Here is an 18,344-nt window from a genome sequence, read left to right as displayed (position 1 = left end):
CTCTCCTAATTCTTGAGGCTTGCCGCCATGGCGTGCAGTTTGCCGCGAACGGAAGCGTCGATGACATCGTCACCGACCAGAACCCGCACTCCGCCGATCAGATCGGCGTTCTCGCGCACGTCAAGACGCACGGCGCGGCCGTACTTCTTGGAAAGCGTCTGGACGAGTTCGGTCTTCTGTTCCTCACTCAGGGGGAAGGCGGTCTCGACGGTGGCGTCGACCGCGCCTTCGGCCTGGGCCTTGAGCAGTTCAAACTGGTGGGCGATTTGGGGCAGCAGCGTCAGACGGCTGTTCTCGATCAGCGTGCGGACGAAGTTCTTCACTTCGCCGTCGGCACGCTCGCCGAGCACTTCCAGCATCAGCGCCTCAACCTCTTGGGCGGTATGTTTCGGATTAGCGGCGTATTCGGCCACTTCCGGGTTTTGCACCATGGCAGCCAGCCAGCGAAGCGCCTCGGACCATTGGTCGAGGCGTTGGGCTTCGCTGGCGAGGCTGTATACCGCTTCGGCGTAGGGCCTTGCTACGGTAGTAAGTTCTGCCATGAGTTAATTACAACTCCGCTTTGATGGAGGCGAGCAGATCGGCGTGCTTGGCCGAGTCGATCTCGCGGCGCAGGATCTTCTCCGCACCGGCGACCGCCAGGGCCGACACCTGCTGGCGCAGGGCTTCCTTGGCGCGCAGGACTTCCTGCTCGATCTCGGACTTGGCGTCGGCGACGAGACGGGCGCCTTCGGCGCGGGCGGTCTCCTTCGCTTCTTCCACGATCTGGTTGGCGCGCTTCTCGGCCGACAGCACGATTTCGGTCGACTGCTCCCGGGCCTTGCGCAGCTCGTCGGCTACGCGTTTTTCGGCGGCTTCCAGATCTTGTTTGCCGCGTTCTGCAGCGGCCAAGCCATCAGCGATGCGCTTGGCACGCTCGTCCATCATGTTGGTAAGCGGAGGCCAAACAAACTTCATGGTGAACCATACCAGGATGGCGAAGGTGATCGCCTGACCCAGTAGTGTCGCGTTGAATTCCACGCTTGTTTTCCTCCAGTGTGGTGACTACAACAACCGTCACTGCCCGATGATTAGGCAGCGGCTTTCAGGGCGGCCAGGGCAGCACCCAGGAACGGGTTGTTGAAGGTCAGCAGCATGGCCACACCCACACCGATCATGGAGATCGCGTCCAGCAGACCGGCCAGGATGAACAGTTTGGTTTGCAGGACGGAGATCATTTCCGGCTGACGAGCGGAGGACTCGAGGAACTTGCCGCCGAGGATGGCGAAACCGATGGCGGTACCGATAGCGCCCACAGCCACGATGATAGCCACTGCCAGAACGGTCATCGACTGGATCTGAGAAACGAGAGCTTCCATTTAAATCTCCTAAGAAGTAAGCAAGGATGGTTGGGTAAAAGGGTTCTGCGAAATCGGGGTTAGTGCGCTTCGACCGCGAGGCTCAGGTACACGATGGTCAGCATCATGAACACGAAGGCCTGCAGGGTGATCACCAGGATGTGGAAGATCGCCCACGGCGCGCCGAGCAGCCACTGCGCGCCCCACGGCAGCAGCGCGATCAGGATGAAGATCAGCTCGCCGGCGTACATGTTGCCGAAGAGACGCAGCGACAGCGAAATGCCCTTGGCGCCCAGCTCGACGAGCTGGAAGGCGAAGTTGATCGGCGCGAGGATGGCCGCCAGGATCGGGTTGGTCGCGTGGAACGGCGCGGTCAGCAGTTCCTTGCCCCAGCCGCCGACGCCCTTGGCGCCGATCGAGAAGCCGATGATGCAGATCAGCACCGACAGCGACATCGCGAAGGTGGCGTTCACGTCGGCCGAGGGCACGACGCGGAAGTAGACGTGGGCCGGGTCGGCACCGAAGAAGGTGTAGCCCACCCACTGCGCGATCATCGGAATCAGGTCGACCGGCAGCAGGTCCATGAAGTTCATCAGGAAGATCCAGCAGAAGATCGTCAGCGCGAGCGGCGCGATCACCTTGCTCTTGCCGTGAAACACGTCGCGCACCTGGGTGTCGACCATCTCGACCACGGTTTCGATGAACAGCTGCAGGCGGCCCGGGTTTTCCAGGCTCGCGCTGCGCGCGACCTTGGCGAACACGCCGGCGAAGATGAAGCCGAGAACCAGCGACACGCTGAAGGTGTCGATATTGAGCGACCAGAAGCCGCCGCCCGGCGAGGACTGCCAGAAGGTTAGGTGGTGCTGGATGTATTCAGTAGCGTTGCTTGCCATTGCTTTGTCTCAATTTTTGATTAGAAGCCCGAACCAGTAACCCGACGCCGCGGACAGATAGCCCAGGACCAGCGCAGGTATGGATAAACTCTTGAAAAACGCCCCCACCACCACCATCAGGACTACAGTCAGCAGGAACTTGTAGGCCTCGGCCTTGTAGTGCGCCCGCATCAGCACTGCGGGAGCCGCCCTCCCCGGGGCGCCCGACACCCGCCCGTAGAGCAGGGCGGGGATCACCACCACGGCACCGCCCGCGAGCGCGGACAGCGCCGCGTCCTGCCCCGCGAAGAGCGCGACCAGCACGGTCGCGGCCACGGTCATGGCCACTTGCAGGCGCACGACCCGCTTCACCTCTGGACTCATCATGTCGGACGATGCACAAAAAGCACGCGATTATAGGCTGTCGCCGCTCATGACGTCAACCGACAGACCACCCTCGCGGTATGACGACGTTGAGGCCATTAGCTTGATTTTGCTTGCAGTTTTCCCAAAAGACTGTCCAGCTCGTCGAGCGAGCCGTAGTCGATCGACAGCCGGCCGGTACCGCGCCGGCCGTGACGGATCTGCACCCGCGCGCCGATGCGCTCGGACAATTCCTCGGCCAACCTCGCGATATCCGGATCGACCGGCCGCGTCTCGCGCGGCGCGGCCGGCGCCAGCTCGCGCTTGACGCGCTCCTCCACCTCGCGCACCGACAGGCCCCGGTCGGCGATCTCCTGCGCGAGCTCGACCTGCCGCAGCACCGGCAGCGGCAGCAGCGCGCGCGCGTGCCCCATCTCGAGCTCGCGCCGGTGCACCATCTGCTGCACCGGCTCGGGCAGCGCCAAGAGGCGCAGCAGGTTGGACACCGCGCTCCTCGAGCGGCCGACCGCCTGCGCGGTCGCGTCGTGGGTGAGGCCGAATTCGTCGATCAGGCGCTTGAGGCCCTGCGCCTCTTCGAGCGGGTCGAGCTCCTGGCGCTGGATGTTCTCGATCAGCGCCATCGCCAGCGCCGCCTCGTCGGACACCTGGCGCACCACCGCCGGCAGTTCGGCCAGGCCCGCCAGCTGCGACGCGCGCCAGCGGCGCTCGCCGGCGATCAGTTCATAGCGGCCGAGGTCGACCTCGCGCACCACCACCGGCTGGATGATGCCCTGGGCGCGGATCGAGTCGGCGAGCTCGGCCAACGCCGCCTCGTCCATGTGGCTGCGCGGCTGGTACTTGCCGGGCCGGATGGCGGACACCGCCAGGGTTTGCAGGCGGTCTTCGGGAGCTTGCTCGTCGGCGGCGCCGAACAGCGCGTCAAGGCCGCGGCCGAGTCCTTTGAGTTTGGGTTTGGCCATGGTCAGACGGGGTCGGATTGCGGTTGGACGGCGGGTTCGAGGCGCGACACCAGCTCGGCGGCGAGCGCCGCGTAGGCCTTGGCGCCGCGCGACGACTTGTCGTAGGCGAAGATCGGCCGGCCGTAGCTCGGGGCCTCGGCCAACCTGACGTTGCGCGGGATCACGGTGTCGTACACCTTGTCGCCGTAATGCTTTTTCAGCTGTTCGGACACCTGCACCGACAGCAGCCGCTGCGGCTCGAACAGCGTGCGCAGCACGCCCTCGATCTCGATCTTGGGGTTGAGCCACTTCTTGATCTTGCGCAGCGTGGTCGACAACTCGGCCAAGCCTTCGAGCGCGAAGTACTCGCACTGCATCGGGATGATCACCGAATCGGCGGCGACGAAGCCGTTGATCGTCATCAGGTTCAAGGCCGGCGGGCAGTCGATCAGGATGTAGTCGTAGTCGTTCTCGACTTCGGCGAGCGCCATCTTCAGGCGCGTCTCGCGCGCCATCATCTCGACCAGCTCGACGTCGGCGCCGGCGAGGTCGCGGTTGGCCGGCAGCACGTCGAAGCCGCCCGAGTCGGAGCGCGCGATCGCCTCGCGCGTCTCGCATTCGTCGATCAGCACGTGGTAGACCGAGCGCTCGAGGACGTGCTTGTCGATGCCGCAGCCCATCGTCGCGTTGGCCTGCGGGTCGAGGTCGATGATCAGCACGCGACGGCCGAGCTGGGCCAGGCCGGCGGCGAGGTTGACCACGGTGGTGGTCTTGCCGACGCCGCCCTTCTGGTTGGCGACGGCCATCACGCGCGCGCTCATGCGGCCACCATCCTCACCAGATGGCGCTCGGCGTCGAGGCCGGGCACCGTCACGGGCAGCACCTCGGCGACGCGCACCGTGGCCGGCAGCTGGGCGATCTCCTCGTAGGGGTAGACGCCCTTCATCGCGACGTACTGGCCACCCTCGGCCAACAGGTGCGGCGTCAGCTTGACGAACTCGGCCAGCTCGGCGAAGGCGCGGCTGGTCAGGCGGTCGAATTTCTCTTCCGGCCGGTAGGCCTCGACGCGCTCGGTCACCACCTCGACGTTCGGCAGCTTCAGCTCGATCACCGCCTGGCGCAGGAAGGTGGTCTTCTTGTGGTTGGCGTCGAGCAGCACCACCTTGAGGTCGGGCCGCGCGATCGCCGCCGGGATGCCCGGCATGCCGCCGCCGGAACCGACGTCCAAGAGGCGCGTGCCGCCGGCCAGGTGCGGCACCAGGCTCAGGCTGTCCAAGAGGTGGTAGCTGACCATGCGGTCGGTGTCGCGCACCGCCGTCAGGTTATAGGTCTGGTTCCACTTGGCCAGCAGCGCGAGGTAGGCGCCCAGCTGCTCGAGTTGGCTGTCGGAGAGGCTCAGGCCGAGGGCGGCCACGCCCGCGGCGAAATCGGATCGGGTGGAAGTCATGCGCTTTTTTTCGCGTCGGCAAAGCCGCGTTTCAGGTGAACCATCAGGAGCGCCACCGCGGCCGGGGTGATCCCCTGGATGCGCGAGGCCTGACCCAGCGTCTCGGGACGCTGGGCGTTGAGTTTCTGCTGGACCTCCTTCGAGAGGCCCTTGACCAGCGCATAGTCGATGTCGTCGGGCAGCCTGACCTCTTCGAGGCCGCTGGCGCGCGCGATTTCTTCGTTCTGGCGGTCGATATAACCCTGATATTTGACCTGAATTTCCACCTGCTCGGCAACGTCGGGTTCCGTCACCGGCTCGCCGGCGCCCGGCAGCGTCATCAGGCTTTGGTAGCTGACGTCGGGGCGGCGCAGCAGGTCGGACAGGTTGTACTCGCGCTCGATCGCCTTGCCCAGCACGCGCAGCGCGTCCTCGGCCGGCAGACGGCCCGGGTGCACCCAGGTCGCCTTCAGGCGCGCCTTTTCGGCCTCGACCGCGTCGCGCTTGCGGCAGAAGGCGTCCCACTGCGCGTCGCCGATCAGGCCGAGGCTTCGGCCAAGCTCGGTCAGGCGCAGGTCGGCGTTGTCCTCGCGCAGCTGCAGCCGGTATTCGGCGCGGCTGGTGAACATGCGGTACGGCTCGGAGACGCCCTTGGTGATCAGGTCGTCGACCAGCACGCCCAGATACGCTTCGTCGCGGCGCGGGCTCCAGCCCTCGTCGCCGGTCGCGAAGCGCGCGGCGTTCAGGCCGGCCAACAGGCCCTGCGCGGCCGCTTCTTCATAACCGGTGGTGCCGTTGATCTGGCCGGCGAAAAACAGCCCGGCAATCGACTTGGTCTCGAAGGTCGACTTCAGGTTGCGCGGGTCGAAGTAGTCGTACTCGATCGCGTAGCCGGGGCGCAGGATGTGCGCGTTTTCCATGCCGCGGATCGAGCGCACCGCCGCCAGCTGGATGTCGAACGGCAGGCTGGTCGAGATCCCGTTCGGGTAGAACTCGTGCGTGGTCAGGCCCTCCGGTTCGAGGAAGACCTGGTGGCTGTCCTTGTCGGCGAAGCGGTTGATCTTGTCCTCGATCGACGGGCAGTAGCGCGGGCCGACGCCCTCGATCACGCCGGTGAACATCGGGCTGCGATCGAAACCGGAACGGATGATCTCGTGGGTGCGTTCGTTGGTGTGGGTGATCCAGCACGGCAGCTGCTTCGGGTGCAGATCGCGCGAACCGCGGTAGGAGAACACCGGCGCGGGGCTATCGCCCGGCTGTTCCTCCATCACCGAGAAATCGATGGTCCGGCCGTCGATGCGCGGCGGCGTGCCGGTCTTGAGGCGGCCGGTCGGCAGCGCCAGCTCGCGCAGCCGCGCGCCGAGCGTGACCGCCGCCGGGTCGCCGGCGCGGCCGCCGGTGTAGTTCTCGAGACCGACGTGGATCTTGCCCGACAGGAAGGTGCCGGCGGTCAACACCACCGCGCGCGCGCTGAAGGTGATGCCGATGGTGGTGACCACGCCGGTGACGCGCTCGCCCGTGACGATCAGGTCGTCGACCTGCTGCTGGAACAGCATCAGGTTGGGCTGGTTCTCCAGCATCTCGCGGATCGCGGCCTTGTAGAGCACGCGGTCGGCCTGCGCGCGGGTGGCGCGCACCGCCGGACCCTTGGAGGCGTTCAGCGTGCGGAACTGGATGCCGCCGATGTCGGTGGCCAGCGCCATCGCACCGCCGAGCGCGTCGACTTCCTTGACCAGATGACCCTTGCCGATGCCGCCGATCGACGGGTTGCACGACATCTGGCCGAGCGTTTCGATGTTGTGCGTCAGAAGGAGCGTGGTGCGCCCCATGCGCGCGCTGGCGAGCGCGGCTTCGGTGCCGGCGTGGCCGCCGCCGACCACGATGACGTCAAAGGCTGTCGGGTAGATCATGGCTCAAAGATCGGTTCAGCAAGGACAAACGCAGCATTGTAAGGCAAAACCCGTCCTTCTGCTTAAGTGACTGATTTTACTCGCCCGCGGCCGTCATTTCGTCTTCACACGCCGGTCACGCCGTCGTCACGCGCGCGACACGCCGCCGTCAAGCACGCCCCCTAGCATGGACACCAGCACCCGGCACGAGCCGGCGTGCGACCGCGAATCCGGCCCGACAGCGGGCGCCCGTGCCACACGAGAAGAAGGGGCAAGGCCATGCAACTGAACGAACACGAACAGCCGCGCGAACGCGTCCGCCTGTCGGTACGCGTCGCCGACCAGGCCGAGGACATCCGCCGCGCGCAGAAGCTGCGCTACCACGTCTTCGCCGGCGAGATGGGCGCGCGGCTCGCGTCGGCCGCGCAGGGCATAGACTGCGACGAGTACGACGCGCTGTGCGACCACCTGATCGTCGAAGACCACGCGCGCGGCCTGGTGGTCGGCACCTACCGCATGCTGCCGCCGCAGGCGGCTCGCCGCGTCGACCGTCTCTACTCCGAGCACGAATTCTCGATCGAACGGCTCGGCCACCTCCGTGACCGGCTGATCGAGGTCGGCCGCTCCTGCGTACACCCGGACTACCGCTCCGGCGCGGTGATCGCGCTGTTGTGGTCGGGTCTGGCCGACTACGTCGCGCGCCAGGGCGGCGAATACCTCGCCGGCTGCGCCAGCGTCAGCCTCGCCGACGGCGGCCACCAGGCGGTCAGCCTGTACCGTCAGCTCGAGCAGCAACACCTGTCGCCTCCCGAGTGGCGCGTGTTCCCGCACCTGCCGCTGCCGCTCGAACGCGTGCACGACGACGCGCCGCCCGCGCCGCTGCCGCCGCTGATCAAGGGCTACCTGCGCGCCGGCGCCTTCGTGTGCGGCGAGCCGGCTTGGGACCCGGACTTCAACTGCGCCGACTTCTTCATGCTCTTGCCGATGAGCCGCCTCAACGGCCGCCACAAGAAGCACTTCGCCGCCTGATCGTCCGAGGCTCGGCCAAGCCGGCTCCCCGAGGTTGGCCGAGCCCCCCCTTCCCCGCCGCGGCGCCGTGTTAGCATCGCCGCCATGTCCTACACCTTCGAGGCCGTCGGCCGCATCCACTCCCCCTACCGCGAGAAGTTCGGCATCCCGCGCCAGCCCTCGCTGGCGCCGTCGGCGCGCGTCACGCTCGAACTGTTGCCGCCGTACAACCAGCCGGACGCGGTGCGCGGCCTGAGCGCCTTCTCGCACCTGTGGCTGACCTTCGTCTTCCACCAGACCGCCGAACGCGGCTGGACGCCGCTGGTGCGTCCGCCGCGGCTGGGCGGCAACGCCAAGGTCGGCGTGTTCGCCAGCCGCTCGACGCACCGGCCGAATCCGCTCGGTCTGTCGCTCGTCGAGCTGCTCGACGTCGACACCCGCGCCGGCGTCGTGCTGACGCTCGCCGGCGCCGACCTGCTCGACGGCACGCCGGTGCTCGACATCAAGCCTTATATCCCCTTCGTCGAGGCCCGGCCCGACGCGCGCGGCGGCTTCGTCGACGGCCCGCCGCCGACGCTCGCCGTCGCGTGGAGCGAGACGGCGCTCGCGCAACTGGCCGCCCTCCCCGCGCCGCCGCCGGGGTTCGCCGCGCTGATCGGCGAGGTGCTCGCCCAGGACCCGCGCCCCGCCTACCAGGACGACCCGGCGCGCGTCTACGGCGTGCGGCTCTACGACTACAACGTGCGCTTCTCCGTCGCCGCCGGCGCGGCGACGGTGCTTGAAATCCGGCTCACCACACCCTAAATAAAGCGGGTAGAATGTTTCCAAATGTAACCAACCGATCCACCCTGACGGAGACACACCCGATGACGACCAAGACCAAGTCGGCCCTGCTCGCCTTGACCCTGGTTTCGCTGCTCGCCGCCCCGCTCGCCGAAGCCGCCCGCGTCGGCAAGGGCCGCAGCAGCGGCATGCAGCGCAGCGCGCCGACCCAGAGTTACCAGCAACCGTCCACGCCGATGGCGGCCCCCGCCCGCCCGGCCGCGGCGCCGGCGCAAGCCGCCCCGCAGAAGGGCCCGGGCCTCGGCACCGCGCTCGCCGCCGGCGCCGCCGGCGCCGCCGCCGGCTACATGATCGGCCAGGCGATGGACAGCTCGGCCGGCAGCAGCGAAGCCGGCAGCGGCTTCCCGTGGGGCACGCTGGCGATCGGCGGCCTGCTGCTGGTCGGCGCGATGATGTTCTTCCGCCGCCGCCAGGCGCAGACGCACGGCCGTCTCGCGACGCCGGGCGGCGCGCCGATGCACTACCAGCCGCCGCAAGCGCCGGCCGGCAACAGCCAGTTCGGCGCGATCCCGCCGATCGGCGCCGGCCTGGGCGGCGGTGCCGCCCCGCTCGGCGCGACCGGCCTCGCCCGCCTGCCCGACGGCACCGAGACGCCGCATTTCCTGCGCCAGGCCAAGGCGACCTTCCTGCACCTGCAGAGCCTGAACACGCCGGAAAGCCTCGAGGAGGTACGCAAGTACATGACGCCGGAGCTGTTCGAGGCGCTGCGCGCCGACATCGCCGGCAACAGCGACGTCGCCGACTTCCCGTCGCTCGACTGCCAACTGACCGACGCGGTCGACGAGGGCGGCCGCTTCGTCGCCAGCGTGCGCTTCTCCGGCACCGTCAGCGAGTCGGTCGGCGCGCCGGCCGAGCCGTTCGCCGAGACCTGGCACTACGTGAAGGACAAGGGCGGCCAGCGCTGGCTGCTGGCCGGCATCCAGCAGGATTGACGCTCGGCCGGACCTGACTGCAAACGGGCGCCCGACGGCGCCCGTTTTTTGTTGGCGACGTTCTCGTCTAAACTGGAAAATTGAACAGGATTCCGGCAAGAAAGATACAACCATGAGCAGCCCTCCCCCCACGCCGTTGGCCGAGGGGCTGGACCGGTCCACCGCGGTGGACACCTTCTTCCAGCCCATCTACAGCCTCGCCCACCGCCGCACCGTCGGACTGGAGGCGCTGGCCCGCCCGCTGCACGACCACTTCCCGCCCCACGGCGACGCCGAGACCCGCCATACCCAGGACGTGGCCGCCTGCACGCAGCACGCACGCCGCTTCCTCGCCCAGCCCGGCGAGCCGCGCTGGCTGTGCCTGAACGTCGACACCGCCACGCTCGAACGGCCCGAGCGCGCCGAGCGCCTGGTCGCCGCGCTGCAAGACTGCGGCGTCACCCCGGAAACGGTGGTGCTCGAATTGCTCGACCATGTCGGCGACGGCGCCGACGAGCTGGCCGTCTCGATCTTCAAGCAGGCCGGCTTCCTGATCGCGATCGACAACTTCGGCGCGCAGCAGACCGACCTCGAGCGCATCTACCGGATCGCCCCCGACCTGGTGAAGTTCGGCCACGCGCTGGTGCGCAAGGCCGGCACCGAGCCGCGCTCGCGCCAGTTCCTGTCGCGCCTCGTCCAGCTGATGCACGACGCCGGCGCGCTGGTGGTGGTCGAAGGCGTCGAAACCGACGACGACGTCGGCATCGCGCTCGAATCCGGCTGCGACCTGGTGCAGGGCTTCTTCGTCGCCCCACCGGCCGGCCGGCCCGAGGGCGACGACACGATCACGCCGCGCATCGACGCCAAGTGGGACGAACTGACCGGGCGCGAAATGCTCAAGCGCAAGGTCACGCGCCGCCACCTCGAACTGTCGCGCCAGGCCTTCGTGCAGGCGGCGATCGCGCTGATGCAGGGCACGCCGTTCTCCGACGCCGCGACGCCGATGCTGGCGCTGCCCGACGTGCTGCGCTGCTTCCTGCTCGACCACGAGGGGCGCCAGATCGGCGCCAACCTCAACAGCCGCCCGGCGGCCGGCCAGCCGCGCGCCAAGTTCGCGCCGCTGGCCGACACCACCGGCGCGATCTGGTCGCGCCGCGCCTACTTCCAGCACGCGATCGAACAGCCCGGCGTGCTCTACATGAGCCAGCCCTACCTGTCGATGACCGACACGCGCAGCTGCGTGACGCTGTCGATGGCGATCGAGATCAACGAGGCGCTGCACGTGCTGTGCGCCGACCTGCAGATGCCGCACTAAGACACTCCGGCAGCCAGACGAAAAAGGCTCGGCCAACCTCGTGAGGTTGGCCGAGCCTTTTTCGTCGCGCCGCTTCAGGGCTGGATTTCGCTTATCGTCTCGAACAGCGTCACCACCTTCTGCACGCCGGCTGTCTGACTGACCTGGCGGGCGGCCGCCTCGGCCTCGCTCGGCGTCAACAGCCCCATCAGGTAGGTCACGCCGCGCTCGGTCACCACCTTGACGTGGTTGGGCGAGAAGCCCTGCGCCTGCAGCAGGTTGGTGCGCACCTTGGTCGTGATCCAGGTGTCGCCGTTGCGCGCCGCGAACGACGAGGCCGGCGCGACCTCGGTGTAGTTGTAGACCTGGCGCACATTCGGAATCGCGCGCACGATCAGCTCGGCCTCGGCGCGCGCCGCCTCGGTCGGCACCTCGCCGGTCATCAGCACCGCGCGGTTGTAGGCGGTCACGTTGACGTGGGCGGCCGGGATCTTCTCGCCGATGCGACGTGCCTTCAGCTCGATACCCTGGTCGTCGACCTGCGCGCCGCCGGTGCGACGGTCGCTTGCGGCCAGCACGCCGGTCGCGGCACCGCCGGCGACCACCGCCGCGCAGCCGCCGAGGCTGCCGGCCAGCGCCGCGGCGAGACCCAGCATCATCCAGTGTCGCTTCATTTATTCGCCCCCCAGCAGCATGTAGTCGATCGCGTCGCACAAGGCGTGGATCAGCAGGATATGCACTTCCTGGATGCGAGCGGTACGCGGCACCGGCACGTTCAGCAGCAGGTCGTCGGGGCCGAGCAGTTCGGCGATCTTGCCGCCGTCCTTGCCGGTCAGCGCGATCACGCCCATGCCGCGCTCGTGCGCGGCGTAGATCGCCTCGATCACGTTGGCCGAGTTGCCCGAGGTCGAGATCGCCAGCAACAGGTCGTTCTGGTGGCCGAGCGCCCTCACCTGCTTGGAGAACACCATGTCGAAGTCGTAGTCGTTGCCGATCGCGGTCAGCGCCGACGAATCGGTCGCCAGCGAGATCGCGGCGAGACCCGGGCGCTCTTTCTCGAAGCGGCCGACCATCTCGGCGGCGAAATGCTGCGCATCGGCGGCCGAACCGCCGTTGCCGCAGGCGAGGATCTTGCCCTCGTTCATCAGGCAGGCCACCATCCGTTCGGCGGCGACGGCCACGGCCGGGGCCAGGACGTCCATCGCCTGCTGCTTGGCGGCGATGCTTTCCAGAAAATGTCCGTTGACGCGGTCGATGAGGTCCATGTGGGTCTTTCTCGGCGATGGGCGGCAAAAACCGCCCGGTTAGGCGACGATGTTCTTCAGCCACTCGGGCGGCGCGTCGCCTTCGAACAGCACGGCGTCGATGCGGCAGGGCGCGTCGATGCCGTGATCCATCAGGAAGACGGCGGCGGCGTGCCTAAGTTTCCGGCATTTGCTTTCGTTAATACTTTCCAGCGCGCCGCCGAAGGCGGCGCTGCGGCGCTGGCGTACCTCGACGAACACCCAGGTGGCACCGTCGCGCATCACCAGGTCGATCTCGCCGCCGCGACAGTGCCAGTTGCGCGCGCAGAGCGTCAGGCCGGCGCGCGTCAGCAACGCGAGGGCGGCATCCTCGTAGGGCCGTCCGCGCGCGTTGGCCCTCACGGCGCGGCGCCCTCGAGCACCGTCACCGGCAGGCGCCGCTCGAACTGGCGGTCGCGGCCGAGCCTGAGGTCGCCGGTCACGCCGTCGAGCGCGAGTCCCGGCGTCGCAGGCCGCGCGGCGAGCCTGACCGCCAGCCGGTAGGCATCGACGCCGAGCGCGTACAGCCGCTCGGTCTGCTGCGTCAGCCGCGCGTCGGGGCGCGGGTAGCGCTTGACTGCCGGATGGTCGGGCATCAGGAACCACGGCATGTCGATCACGCGCGCGCCGGCGAGCGCCGGCTGGTCGCGCCGCAGGTTGAGCGGGCTGGCGCCGTAGACGGGCAGCTCGGCCGACAGCTGGCCGCGCCAGCGCGCCGCAGCCTCGGCGCCGGCGGCGAGCAGCAGCGCGTCGGCGCCGCCGATCCGGCCGGCGATGGCGGTCTCTTCCGCGTCGAGCTCCAGCGACAGCGGCGCGCGCCCGCCAAGACGCTGCCATTCGGCGGCGAAGGCCTGCGCGAGGCGGCGCGACAAGGCGTCGCGCGCCACCAGCACCGCCGGCTGGCGGCGCCCGTCTTCGCGCATCAGCTGCGCGAGCTGGCGCGCCTCGCCCTCGATGGCCAGCGACAGCGACAGCAGCTTGGGATTGGCCGGGATGCCCGGATCGAAGGCGTTCAGCGCCAGCGTCGGCACGCTGACCTCGGGCGCGACGGCGGCGATCGCGCCGCGCGTCAGCGGGCCGACCACCACGCGCGCGCCGTCGGCCACCGCCTCGCGGTAGCGCTGCGCCGCCTCGCCGTCGTCGCTCGACAGCAATGTCACCGACAGCGCGTCGTCGGTGCGCGCCGCGGCGAGAAAGCCCTCCTGCACCACGGCCGCCGCCTCGCCAAGCGTCTTGGACGCCGTCGGCAGCATCAGCACCACCTTGGGCAGGCCGGCGCGCGCCGGCGAGCCCTGCACCGGCGCGACGGACCGGTTGGGGGCGGCCACCGGGGCGGGGGCCTCGTTCTGCGCGGACGCCGTCGCCACGATTGGCGCTGCGCCCTGCGCTTGCGGGATAATGGGGCCGGTCGGGACGGCCGCGAGCGCCGCGCCCGACCACAGGGCCAGACCCAGCAACCACAGCGGAGCCGTCTTTTGCATATCTCGTTTGCCCACCTTGTTGATTCTGCGCGTGAAAGCTTTCATCGCGGCACATTATATGTGGTGGCCACCCCCATTGGAAACTTGGCCGACATCAGCCTGCGCGCGCTGGCGGCCTTCAGCGTCGCCGACATCGTCTGCGCCGAGGACACCCGCGTGACCGGCCAGCTGCTGTCCGCCTACGGTCTGAAATGCAAACTGGTCAGCGTCCGCGAGCACAACGAGCGCGCGATGGCCGAACAGGTGGTCGGCTGGTTGGCCGAGGGCCGGATCGTCGTGCAGGTCTCCGACGCAGGGACGCCGGCGGTGTCCGACCCCGGCGCACGCCTGGTCGCGAGGGTGCGCGAGGCGGGCCACCCGGTCAGCCCGCTGCCCGGCGCGAGCGCGGTGGTCGCCGCCCTGTCGGCCAGCGGGCTGGCCACCGGCCGCTTCCTGTTCGCCGGTTTCTTGCCGCCCAAGAGCGGCGAGCGCCGCCGCACGCTGGAAGCCTGGCAAGACTGCGACTACTGTGTGGTGTGCTACGAGGCGCCGCACCGTCTGGTCGACACGCTCGAGGACGTGGTCGCCACCCTCGGCGCCGAGCGTCCGGTGCTGCTGGCGCGCGAACTGACGAAAACCTTCGAGACGCTGCGCCTCTTGCCCGCCGGCGAGCTGCTCGACTGGGTGAAAAACGACAGCAACCAGCAGCGCGGCGAAATCGTGCTGATCATCGACGCCGCGCCGGCCAGGGAAGGAGACGGAGGACTCGACGCCGAGAGCGAACGCATCCTCGCGCTCCTGGCCGCCGAACTGCCGACCAAGCAGGCCGCCGGCCTCGCCGCGGCGATCACCGGCCTGCCGCGCAAACAACTGTACGACGCGGCGCTGCGGCTCAAGAGCGGGAACTGACGTCGACCGTTTACAAGGCCGCGCGCTTTGGGTACACTCGCGAACTTCTGGATGCCGCCCAGGTGGCGAAATCGGTAGACGCAGGGGACTCAAAATCCCCCGCTGCAAGGCGTGTCGGTTCGAGTCCGACCCTGGGCACCAACAAGGCATCCAACGCAGTCCAAAGCATTCCCGCAAAGCCCCCGCAAGCCAAGCTTGCGGGGGCTTTGCGCTTCTCTCCCCCTCGTTCGCGTGCACGAGCCCGACAGCACTCCCTCCGCCAGCCTGATGGCCGACACACGACGGCGGCCCTTCGTCCGCGCTCCGATGGCGCCGCGCGGGCATGCAGCGACACGCCATCTGTCCTATAGAAAGAATGTTGGCATTATCTGGCGCTCAGAAAATGACAAATACGGTGTCGATGCGCGGCCTCACGCTGGTCGAACTCCTGGTCGCCATGGCCGTGGCCGCCATCGGCCTCGCCATCGCCATTCCCTCCTTCGGCGCGCTGTCGCGCAAGGCGCGCCTGTCCGACGCGTCGTCCGACCTCGCCGCCAGCCTGAACTACGCGCGCAGCGAGGCGATCCGCCGCAACCAGGCGGTGCACGTCTGCGCGCTCAACGCCAAGACCAACCTGGACGTCCAGGGCTGCCTGTCGCTCAAGACCACACCGCAGGAATACAGCTGGAACGAAGGCGTGCTGCTATACGCCGACCGGCCCGACAAGGCCAAGCCGGGGGTGTACGAGAGCGGCGAACGCATACGCCACGTCCAGTTCAAAGCAGCGGTCGCCGTCAGCACCACGAGCCCGCAGTTGACCTTTAACGCGGAGGGACGCGTCGACGGAGGGCAAACGCTGCTGTTTCGGCTGCGCGACCTTCACAGCGACAAATGCCTGACCGTGCGGCTCTCCGCCGGCGGGCGGGCGAGGCTGCTGGATCCCGAGGAGAACAACTGCGATGCCAGCTAGCTGCCACCGGCACGCGAGCGGCTTCACCCTGCTCGAGGTGCTGATCGCCCTCTTTGTGCTGGGCTTCGGCCTGCTCGCGCTGGCCGCCTTGCAGATACGAACCTACTCGGCGACGCGCGACGCCGAATACCAGTCCATCGCCGCCCTGCACGCCGAAGGGTTGGCCGAGGCGATGCGCGCGAACCCCAAACGGACCGGCGTCACGAACGAACCGTGGTCGTGGCAGCACTACCTCACCGGCGAGACGGGCGTAGTCGGTGCGACGACCAAGGCTTGCACCACCTACGACGACGCGGCACAGGGCTTTTCGTCGGGTAGCGTCGAATGCACCCAGGACGAGATCGCGGCCCACGATCTCGCCCTGTTCAAGGCCCGTCTCGAATCAGCCTTTCCCGGCGCCGACGAGGTCAAGGCCGGCGTGTGCCCGAGCGCCGACCTGTCCGCCCCGCCTACGCTGGGTTCGCTCGGCTGCGACGCCTCCGGCCCGCTGGCGATCAAGATCGCGTGGCGGGTGAAAGTCGGCAGCGACACCAACCAGAAGCTGAGCGCGTCGAGCGGCACGACGTCGTCGCTGCGCGAAATGGGCTTCCAGATGAGGTTCAGTCCGTGAAACCGTCCCTCGCCCGCCAGGCGGGCTTCTCCCTCGTCGAACTGATGGTGGCCCTCACCCTCTCGCTGTTCGTCATCGTCGCCGTCAGCGCCAGCTATCTGTCCGGCAGGCAGGCCGGCCGCAAGCTGGAAGAGCGCATCGCCTTGCAGCAGGATGCCCGGCTCGCTTTGGCGACCCTGTCGCGCGACCTCAGGATGGCGGGCGTATTCGGCTGCGCGGTGCCGGCGATGAGCAATCTCGAACGCAGCGGATCCTCGGGCGTGACCCTGCGCGAAGGCGTCGCCATTCACCAGCACTTCACCCCCGAGGACGACACCGAGGCTTTCGACCCGCACGGCCCACTCGGCTTTCGCACGGTAGCGGCCAGCGGCTCTAGCTGGATGAAGAACGCCGCCGTCGCGGCCACCGGCCCGATGCTAGTCGTCCAGTTCGGGCAGGGCACGGCCGCCGTCGTCGACTCGCAGCCCAAGGTCAGCGGCAGCGGCACGGTCTCGCTGACCCGCCTGGACATCCTCCCTCCCGCCGAGCGCGGCCTGAGCGGCAACGCCCGCCTGCTCGCCATCGGCAGTTGCTCCCGTCTCGACTTCGTCAAGGTTGGTCAGAACGGCGTCGTTCGCGGGGCCAGCGCGGGCATTCAACTGACCTTTCCCGCCAGCGCAGCGCTGACGGTCGGGCAGGCAAACGGCGCCCACCGCTGGGGCAGCCTCGACGTCATGCGCTTCGTGTCGCGCGCCTACGTCGCGGGCAGCTATCAGGGCCGCCAAGGCCTGTACATGTACGAGCGCGCCGAAAACGGCAGCCTGGTCGGCCCGGTGGAAATCGCTGCCAATGTCAGCAGAATCGCCGTGGAATTCGGTACGATCAACGCCTGCCAGGGCGCCGGCGCGGCGACGAAAATCACCTACAGCACAAGCCCGGCCGACTGGCGCACGGTCGACCTGGTCCGGCTCCTGATCACGGTGGAAAGCCCTCCGTCTTCAAACACGCCGGCGACTTCCCGGCAGTACGGCACCACCATCGCGGTCAGAGGGAGCAATCTATGCGTCAACCAGGCCAAGGTCCTCGGCGAAGCGTCGTAGGCGGCGAGCGCGGCAGTGTGCTAGTCATCTCGCTGGTGTTATTGCTGGCTTTCACGTTGGTCATTCTCGGCTCGGGCCAACAATTGCTGGTCGAGCAACGCATCGGCAGCAACCAAAGCGACCGCCAGAAGGCCTTCCAGCTGGCGCAACTGACGTTGGCCGAGGGCGAGAAATACGTCGACGCGCAGAACGCCGGCTGGAGCAGCAGCCCGGATACCTTCTCGGCCCCCTATTGCGACAAGGAGGGACTCGAGGGGCTGTGCAACAAAAATGGCGGCGATCAGCCCGCATGGGAGCGCAAATCGGAACAGCAGCCATTCGGCGTGCTTCACCCGTGCGGCAAGGCTCGCGAATACGCCAGCGTCAACCCGCAGGGCAAGACGCCGATCGGCTGCAACAAGGGCAAGGTCACGCCGGGAACCGTCACCTGGGCCAACCCGCGTTACATCGTCGAACTGCTCGACGAACACTATTCCGACCCCAAGGTGTCCGGCCGGCTCTACAGGATCACCGCGCGCGCCTGGGGCAAGAACCAAAGCACCCAGGTGACGCTGCAGAGCCACTACGTCGTCCCCTACTAGGCAAGGAGCGCCCATGTCCCCTCCGCGCGGCTTTACGCTCATCGAGATCATAATCGCGCTGGCCATCGTCGCCATCATCGCGTCGATCGCCTATCCCAGCTACCGGCAGCATGTTGTCCAGACACGACAAACCGAAGCCATGATGGCCCTGGTCGAGAATGCGCATTTCATGGAACGCTGGTACGCGGAGAACGGAACGTACAAGAACGGGGGCAGCACCAACTGGCCGACACTGCCGATTTCCAGCACAAGCGCTTTTGTCATCGATTTCTCGACGACCGCCAAGAACACCGACGAAGGCGAATACCGCATCAAAGCCGTGGCAAAGGCCGGGGAGGAGTGGCTAAGCGAGCGCTACCTGACCATCAATGAAAGCGGCAACATCGAAAAATGCAAAACCGCCGCCCTGCCGAAGAAAGACTGTGAGCCTTGGTAGCGACAACGTCCCCCATTTCCTGCGACGTCGCAAAGCGACGACGCCCCGAGCATGGGCTCGGGGCGTGGTCTTGAGGGGCGTCTGGCGGTGACCTACTTTCACACGGGAACCCGCACTATCATCGGCGCTGAGGCG

23 protein-coding genes and 1 tRNA gene are annotated in these 18,344 nt (G+C 67.9%); 11 read left to right on the top strand and 13 right to left on the bottom strand.

What is annotated here, in order from left to right; all coding sequences use genetic code 11:
• Window positions 1-5: 5 nt before the first annotated feature.
• The 9 genes from EV683_RS05940 to mnmG form a co-directional block, all read right to left on the bottom strand.
• A complete protein-coding gene (locus EV683_RS05940; protein WP_066610967.1) occupies window positions 6-542 on the bottom strand; it encodes a F0F1 ATP synthase subunit delta in 537 nt (178 codons plus the stop codon).
• A 7-nt stretch (window positions 543-549) separates the two neighbouring features.
• Window positions 550-1,020: a F0F1 ATP synthase subunit B gene (locus EV683_RS05935; RefSeq protein ID WP_066610968.1), complete on the bottom strand. Its 471-nt coding sequence runs from the start codon at window positions 1,018-1,020 to the stop codon at window positions 550-552.
• 50 nt (window positions 1,021-1,070) lie between these two features.
• The gene (atpE, locus tag EV683_RS05930; protein WP_066610972.1) at window positions 1,071-1,358 is read right to left on the bottom strand and encodes a F0F1 ATP synthase subunit C; all 288 of its coding nucleotides are present in this window, start codon (window positions 1,356-1,358) and stop codon (window positions 1,071-1,073) included.
• Window positions 1,359-1,417: 59 nt separating this feature from the next.
• Window positions 1,418-2,230: a F0F1 ATP synthase subunit A gene (gene atpB / locus EV683_RS05925; RefSeq protein ID WP_066610973.1), complete on the bottom strand. Its 813-nt coding sequence runs from the start codon at window positions 2,228-2,230 to the stop codon at window positions 1,418-1,420.
• Window positions 2,231-2,239: 9 nt separating this feature from the next.
• Entirely contained in the window at window positions 2,240-2,569 is a 330-nt protein-coding gene (locus EV683_RS05920; protein WP_243694728.1) for an ATP synthase subunit I, read from the bottom strand.
• A 122-nt stretch (window positions 2,570-2,691) separates the two neighbouring features.
• Window positions 2,692-3,552 (bottom strand): ParB/RepB/Spo0J family partition protein, encoded by an 861-nt coding sequence (locus tag EV683_RS05915; protein WP_131862164.1) that lies wholly within the window; start codon window positions 3,550-3,552, stop codon window positions 2,692-2,694.
• A 2-nt stretch (window positions 3,553-3,554) separates the two neighbouring features.
• Window positions 3,555-4,352 carry a ParA family protein gene (locus tag EV683_RS05910; protein WP_131862163.1) on the bottom strand — a complete coding sequence of 266 codons (798 nt, stop codon included), beginning with the start codon at window positions 4,350-4,352 and terminating at the stop codon, window positions 3,555-3,557.
• On the bottom strand, window positions 4,349-4,978 hold the full coding sequence (gene rsmG / locus EV683_RS05905; RefSeq protein WP_131862162.1) for a 16S rRNA (guanine(527)-N(7))-methyltransferase RsmG: 630 nt from the start codon (window positions 4,976-4,978) through the stop codon (window positions 4,349-4,351). Before rsmG ends, EV683_RS05910 begins: the two co-directional genes overlap by 4 nt.
• Window positions 4,975-6,867: a tRNA uridine-5-carboxymethylaminomethyl(34) synthesis enzyme MnmG gene (gene mnmG, locus EV683_RS05900; protein ID WP_131862161.1), complete on the bottom strand. Its 1,893-nt coding sequence runs from the start codon at window positions 6,865-6,867 to the stop codon at window positions 4,975-4,977. The genes rsmG and mnmG overlap by 4 nt, the downstream gene beginning before the upstream one ends.
• A 258-nt stretch (window positions 6,868-7,125) precedes the next feature.
• Here mnmG and EV683_RS05895 point away from each other — a divergent pair, with 258 nt between their 5' ends.
• The 4 genes from EV683_RS05895 to EV683_RS05880 all read left to right on the top strand — a co-directional run bounded on the left by EV683_RS05895 (window position 7,126) and on the right by EV683_RS05880 (window position 10,923).
• Window positions 7,126-7,875, top strand: coding sequence for a GNAT family N-acetyltransferase (locus tag EV683_RS05895; RefSeq protein WP_066610987.1), 750 nt, complete (start codon window positions 7,126-7,128; stop codon window positions 7,873-7,875).
• 84 nt (window positions 7,876-7,959) lie between these two features.
• A complete protein-coding gene (gene tsaA, locus EV683_RS05890) occupies window positions 7,960-8,658 on the top strand; it encodes a tRNA (N6-threonylcarbamoyladenosine(37)-N6)-methyltransferase TrmO (protein WP_131862160.1) in 699 nt (232 codons plus the stop codon).
• Window positions 8,659-8,720: 62 nt separating this feature from the next.
• Window positions 8,721-9,629 carry a Tim44 domain-containing protein gene (locus EV683_RS05885; protein ID WP_131862159.1) on the top strand — a complete coding sequence of 303 codons (909 nt, stop codon included), beginning with the start codon at window positions 8,721-8,723 and terminating at the stop codon, window positions 9,627-9,629.
• A 112-nt stretch (window positions 9,630-9,741) separates the two neighbouring features.
• Entirely contained in the window at window positions 9,742-10,923 is a 1,182-nt protein-coding gene (locus tag EV683_RS05880) for a sensor domain-containing phosphodiesterase (protein ID WP_066610992.1), read from the top strand.
• Between the two features lie 74 nt (window positions 10,924-10,997).
• Here the strand turns inward: EV683_RS05880 and EV683_RS05875 are convergent, their stop codons facing one another.
• From EV683_RS05875 to EV683_RS14550, 4 genes are read right to left on the bottom strand one after another with little or no spacing between them, the layout of a single operon-like run.
• The gene (locus EV683_RS05875; protein ID WP_066610993.1) at window positions 10,998-11,576 is read right to left on the bottom strand and encodes a BON domain-containing protein; all 579 of its coding nucleotides are present in this window, start codon (window positions 11,574-11,576) and stop codon (window positions 10,998-11,000) included.
• Window positions 11,577-12,167, bottom strand: coding sequence for a phosphoheptose isomerase (locus EV683_RS05870; protein ID WP_066610994.1), 591 nt, complete (start codon window positions 12,165-12,167; stop codon window positions 11,577-11,579).
• 39 nt (window positions 12,168-12,206) lie between these two features.
• Entirely contained in the window at window positions 12,207-12,548 is a 342-nt protein-coding gene (locus EV683_RS14405) for a YraN family protein (RefSeq protein ID WP_207910410.1), read from the bottom strand.
• Entirely contained in the window at window positions 12,545-13,513 is a 969-nt protein-coding gene (locus EV683_RS14550; protein WP_243694727.1) for a penicillin-binding protein activator, read from the bottom strand. Before EV683_RS14550 ends, EV683_RS14405 begins: the two co-directional genes overlap by 4 nt.
• A gap of 213 nt (window positions 13,514-13,726) precedes the next feature.
• On the opposite strand from EV683_RS14550, the gene rsmI reads away from it, so the two are divergent.
• The 7 genes from rsmI to EV683_RS05830 all read left to right on the top strand — a co-directional run bounded on the left by rsmI (window position 13,727) and on the right by EV683_RS05830 (window position 18,209).
• A complete protein-coding gene (gene rsmI, locus EV683_RS14545) occupies window positions 13,727-14,554 on the top strand; it encodes a 16S rRNA (cytidine(1402)-2'-O)-methyltransferase (RefSeq protein WP_131862158.1) in 828 nt (275 codons plus the stop codon).
• Between the two features lie 56 nt (window positions 14,555-14,610).
• Window positions 14,611-14,695: transfer RNA gene (locus EV683_RS05855), tRNA-Leu, on the top strand.
• A gap of 241 nt (window positions 14,696-14,936) precedes the next feature.
• Window positions 14,937-15,503 (top strand): GspH/FimT family pseudopilin, encoded by a 567-nt coding sequence (locus EV683_RS05850; RefSeq protein ID WP_165916794.1) that lies wholly within the window; start codon window positions 14,937-14,939, stop codon window positions 15,501-15,503.
• On the top strand, window positions 15,493-16,113 hold the full coding sequence (gene pilV, locus EV683_RS05845) for a type IV pilus modification protein PilV (protein ID WP_066611004.1): 621 nt from the start codon (window positions 15,493-15,495) through the stop codon (window positions 16,111-16,113). Before EV683_RS05850 ends, pilV begins: the two co-directional genes overlap by 11 nt.
• A complete protein-coding gene (locus EV683_RS05840) occupies window positions 16,110-17,192 on the top strand; it encodes a PilW family protein (RefSeq protein ID WP_165916793.1) in 1,083 nt (360 codons plus the stop codon). Before pilV ends, EV683_RS05840 begins: the two co-directional genes overlap by 4 nt.
• A 17-nt stretch (window positions 17,193-17,209) precedes the next feature.
• Entirely contained in the window at window positions 17,210-17,773 is a 564-nt protein-coding gene (locus EV683_RS05835) for a pilus assembly PilX family protein (protein ID WP_243694726.1), read from the top strand.
• 13 nt (window positions 17,774-17,786) lie between these two features.
• Entirely contained in the window at window positions 17,787-18,209 is a 423-nt protein-coding gene (locus EV683_RS05830) for a type IV pilin protein (protein WP_131862155.1), read from the top strand.
• Window positions 18,210-18,344 lie beyond the last annotated feature (135 nt).

It is taken from the genome of Crenobacter luteus (genome assembly GCF_004345725.1).
Lineage (GTDB): Bacteria > Pseudomonadota > Gammaproteobacteria > Burkholderiales > Chromobacteriaceae > Crenobacter > Crenobacter luteus.
Note: the sequence above shows the minus strand (reverse complement) of the source record. Positions and strands in the feature narration are given on the sequence as shown.

What these genes read in the sequence shown, in the direction of transcription:
- EV683_RS05940 (WP_066610967.1), bottom strand. Translation starts at nt 542, where the DNA reads ATGGCAGAACTTACTACCGTAGCAAGGCCCTACGCCGAAGCGGTATAC.
- atpE (WP_066610972.1), bottom strand. Translation starts at nt 1,358, where the DNA reads ATGGAAGCTCTCGTTTCTCAGATCCAGTCGATGACCGTTCTGGCAGTG.
- atpB (WP_066610973.1), bottom strand. Translation starts at nt 2,230, where the DNA reads ATGGCAAGCAACGCTACTGAATACATCCAGCACCACCTAACCTTCTGG.
- EV683_RS05915 (WP_131862164.1), bottom strand. Translation starts at nt 3,552, where the DNA reads ATGGCCAAACCCAAACTCAAAGGACTCGGCCGCGGCCTTGACGCGCTG.
- EV683_RS05910 (WP_131862163.1), bottom strand. Translation starts at nt 4,352, where the DNA reads ATGAGCGCGCGCGTGATGGCCGTCGCCAACCAGAAGGGCGGCGTCGGC.
- rsmG (WP_131862162.1), bottom strand. Translation starts at nt 4,978, where the DNA reads ATGACTTCCACCCGATCCGATTTCGCCGCGGGCGTGGCCGCCCTCGGC.
- mnmG (WP_131862161.1), bottom strand. Translation starts at nt 6,867, where the DNA reads ATGATCTACCCGACAGCCTTTGACGTCATCGTGGTCGGCGGCGGCCAC.
- EV683_RS05895 (WP_066610987.1), top strand. Translation starts at nt 7,126, where the DNA reads ATGCAACTGAACGAACACGAACAGCCGCGCGAACGCGTCCGCCTGTCG.
- tsaA (WP_131862160.1), top strand. Translation starts at nt 7,960, where the DNA reads ATGTCCTACACCTTCGAGGCCGTCGGCCGCATCCACTCCCCCTACCGC.
- EV683_RS05885 (WP_131862159.1), top strand. Translation starts at nt 8,721, where the DNA reads ATGACGACCAAGACCAAGTCGGCCCTGCTCGCCTTGACCCTGGTTTCG.
- EV683_RS05880 (WP_066610992.1), top strand. Translation starts at nt 9,742, where the DNA reads ATGAGCAGCCCTCCCCCCACGCCGTTGGCCGAGGGGCTGGACCGGTCC.
- EV683_RS05875 (WP_066610993.1), bottom strand. Translation starts at nt 11,576, where the DNA reads ATGAAGCGACACTGGATGATGCTGGGTCTCGCCGCGGCGCTGGCCGGC.
- EV683_RS05870 (WP_066610994.1), bottom strand. Translation starts at nt 12,167, where the DNA reads ATGGACCTCATCGACCGCGTCAACGGACATTTTCTGGAAAGCATCGCC.
- EV683_RS05850 (WP_165916794.1), top strand. Translation starts at nt 14,937, where the DNA reads ATGACAAATACGGTGTCGATGCGCGGCCTCACGCTGGTCGAACTCCTG.
- pilV (WP_066611004.1), top strand. Translation starts at nt 15,493, where the DNA reads ATGCCAGCTAGCTGCCACCGGCACGCGAGCGGCTTCACCCTGCTCGAG.
- EV683_RS05830 (WP_131862155.1), top strand. Translation starts at nt 17,787, where the DNA reads ATGTCCCCTCCGCGCGGCTTTACGCTCATCGAGATCATAATCGCGCTG.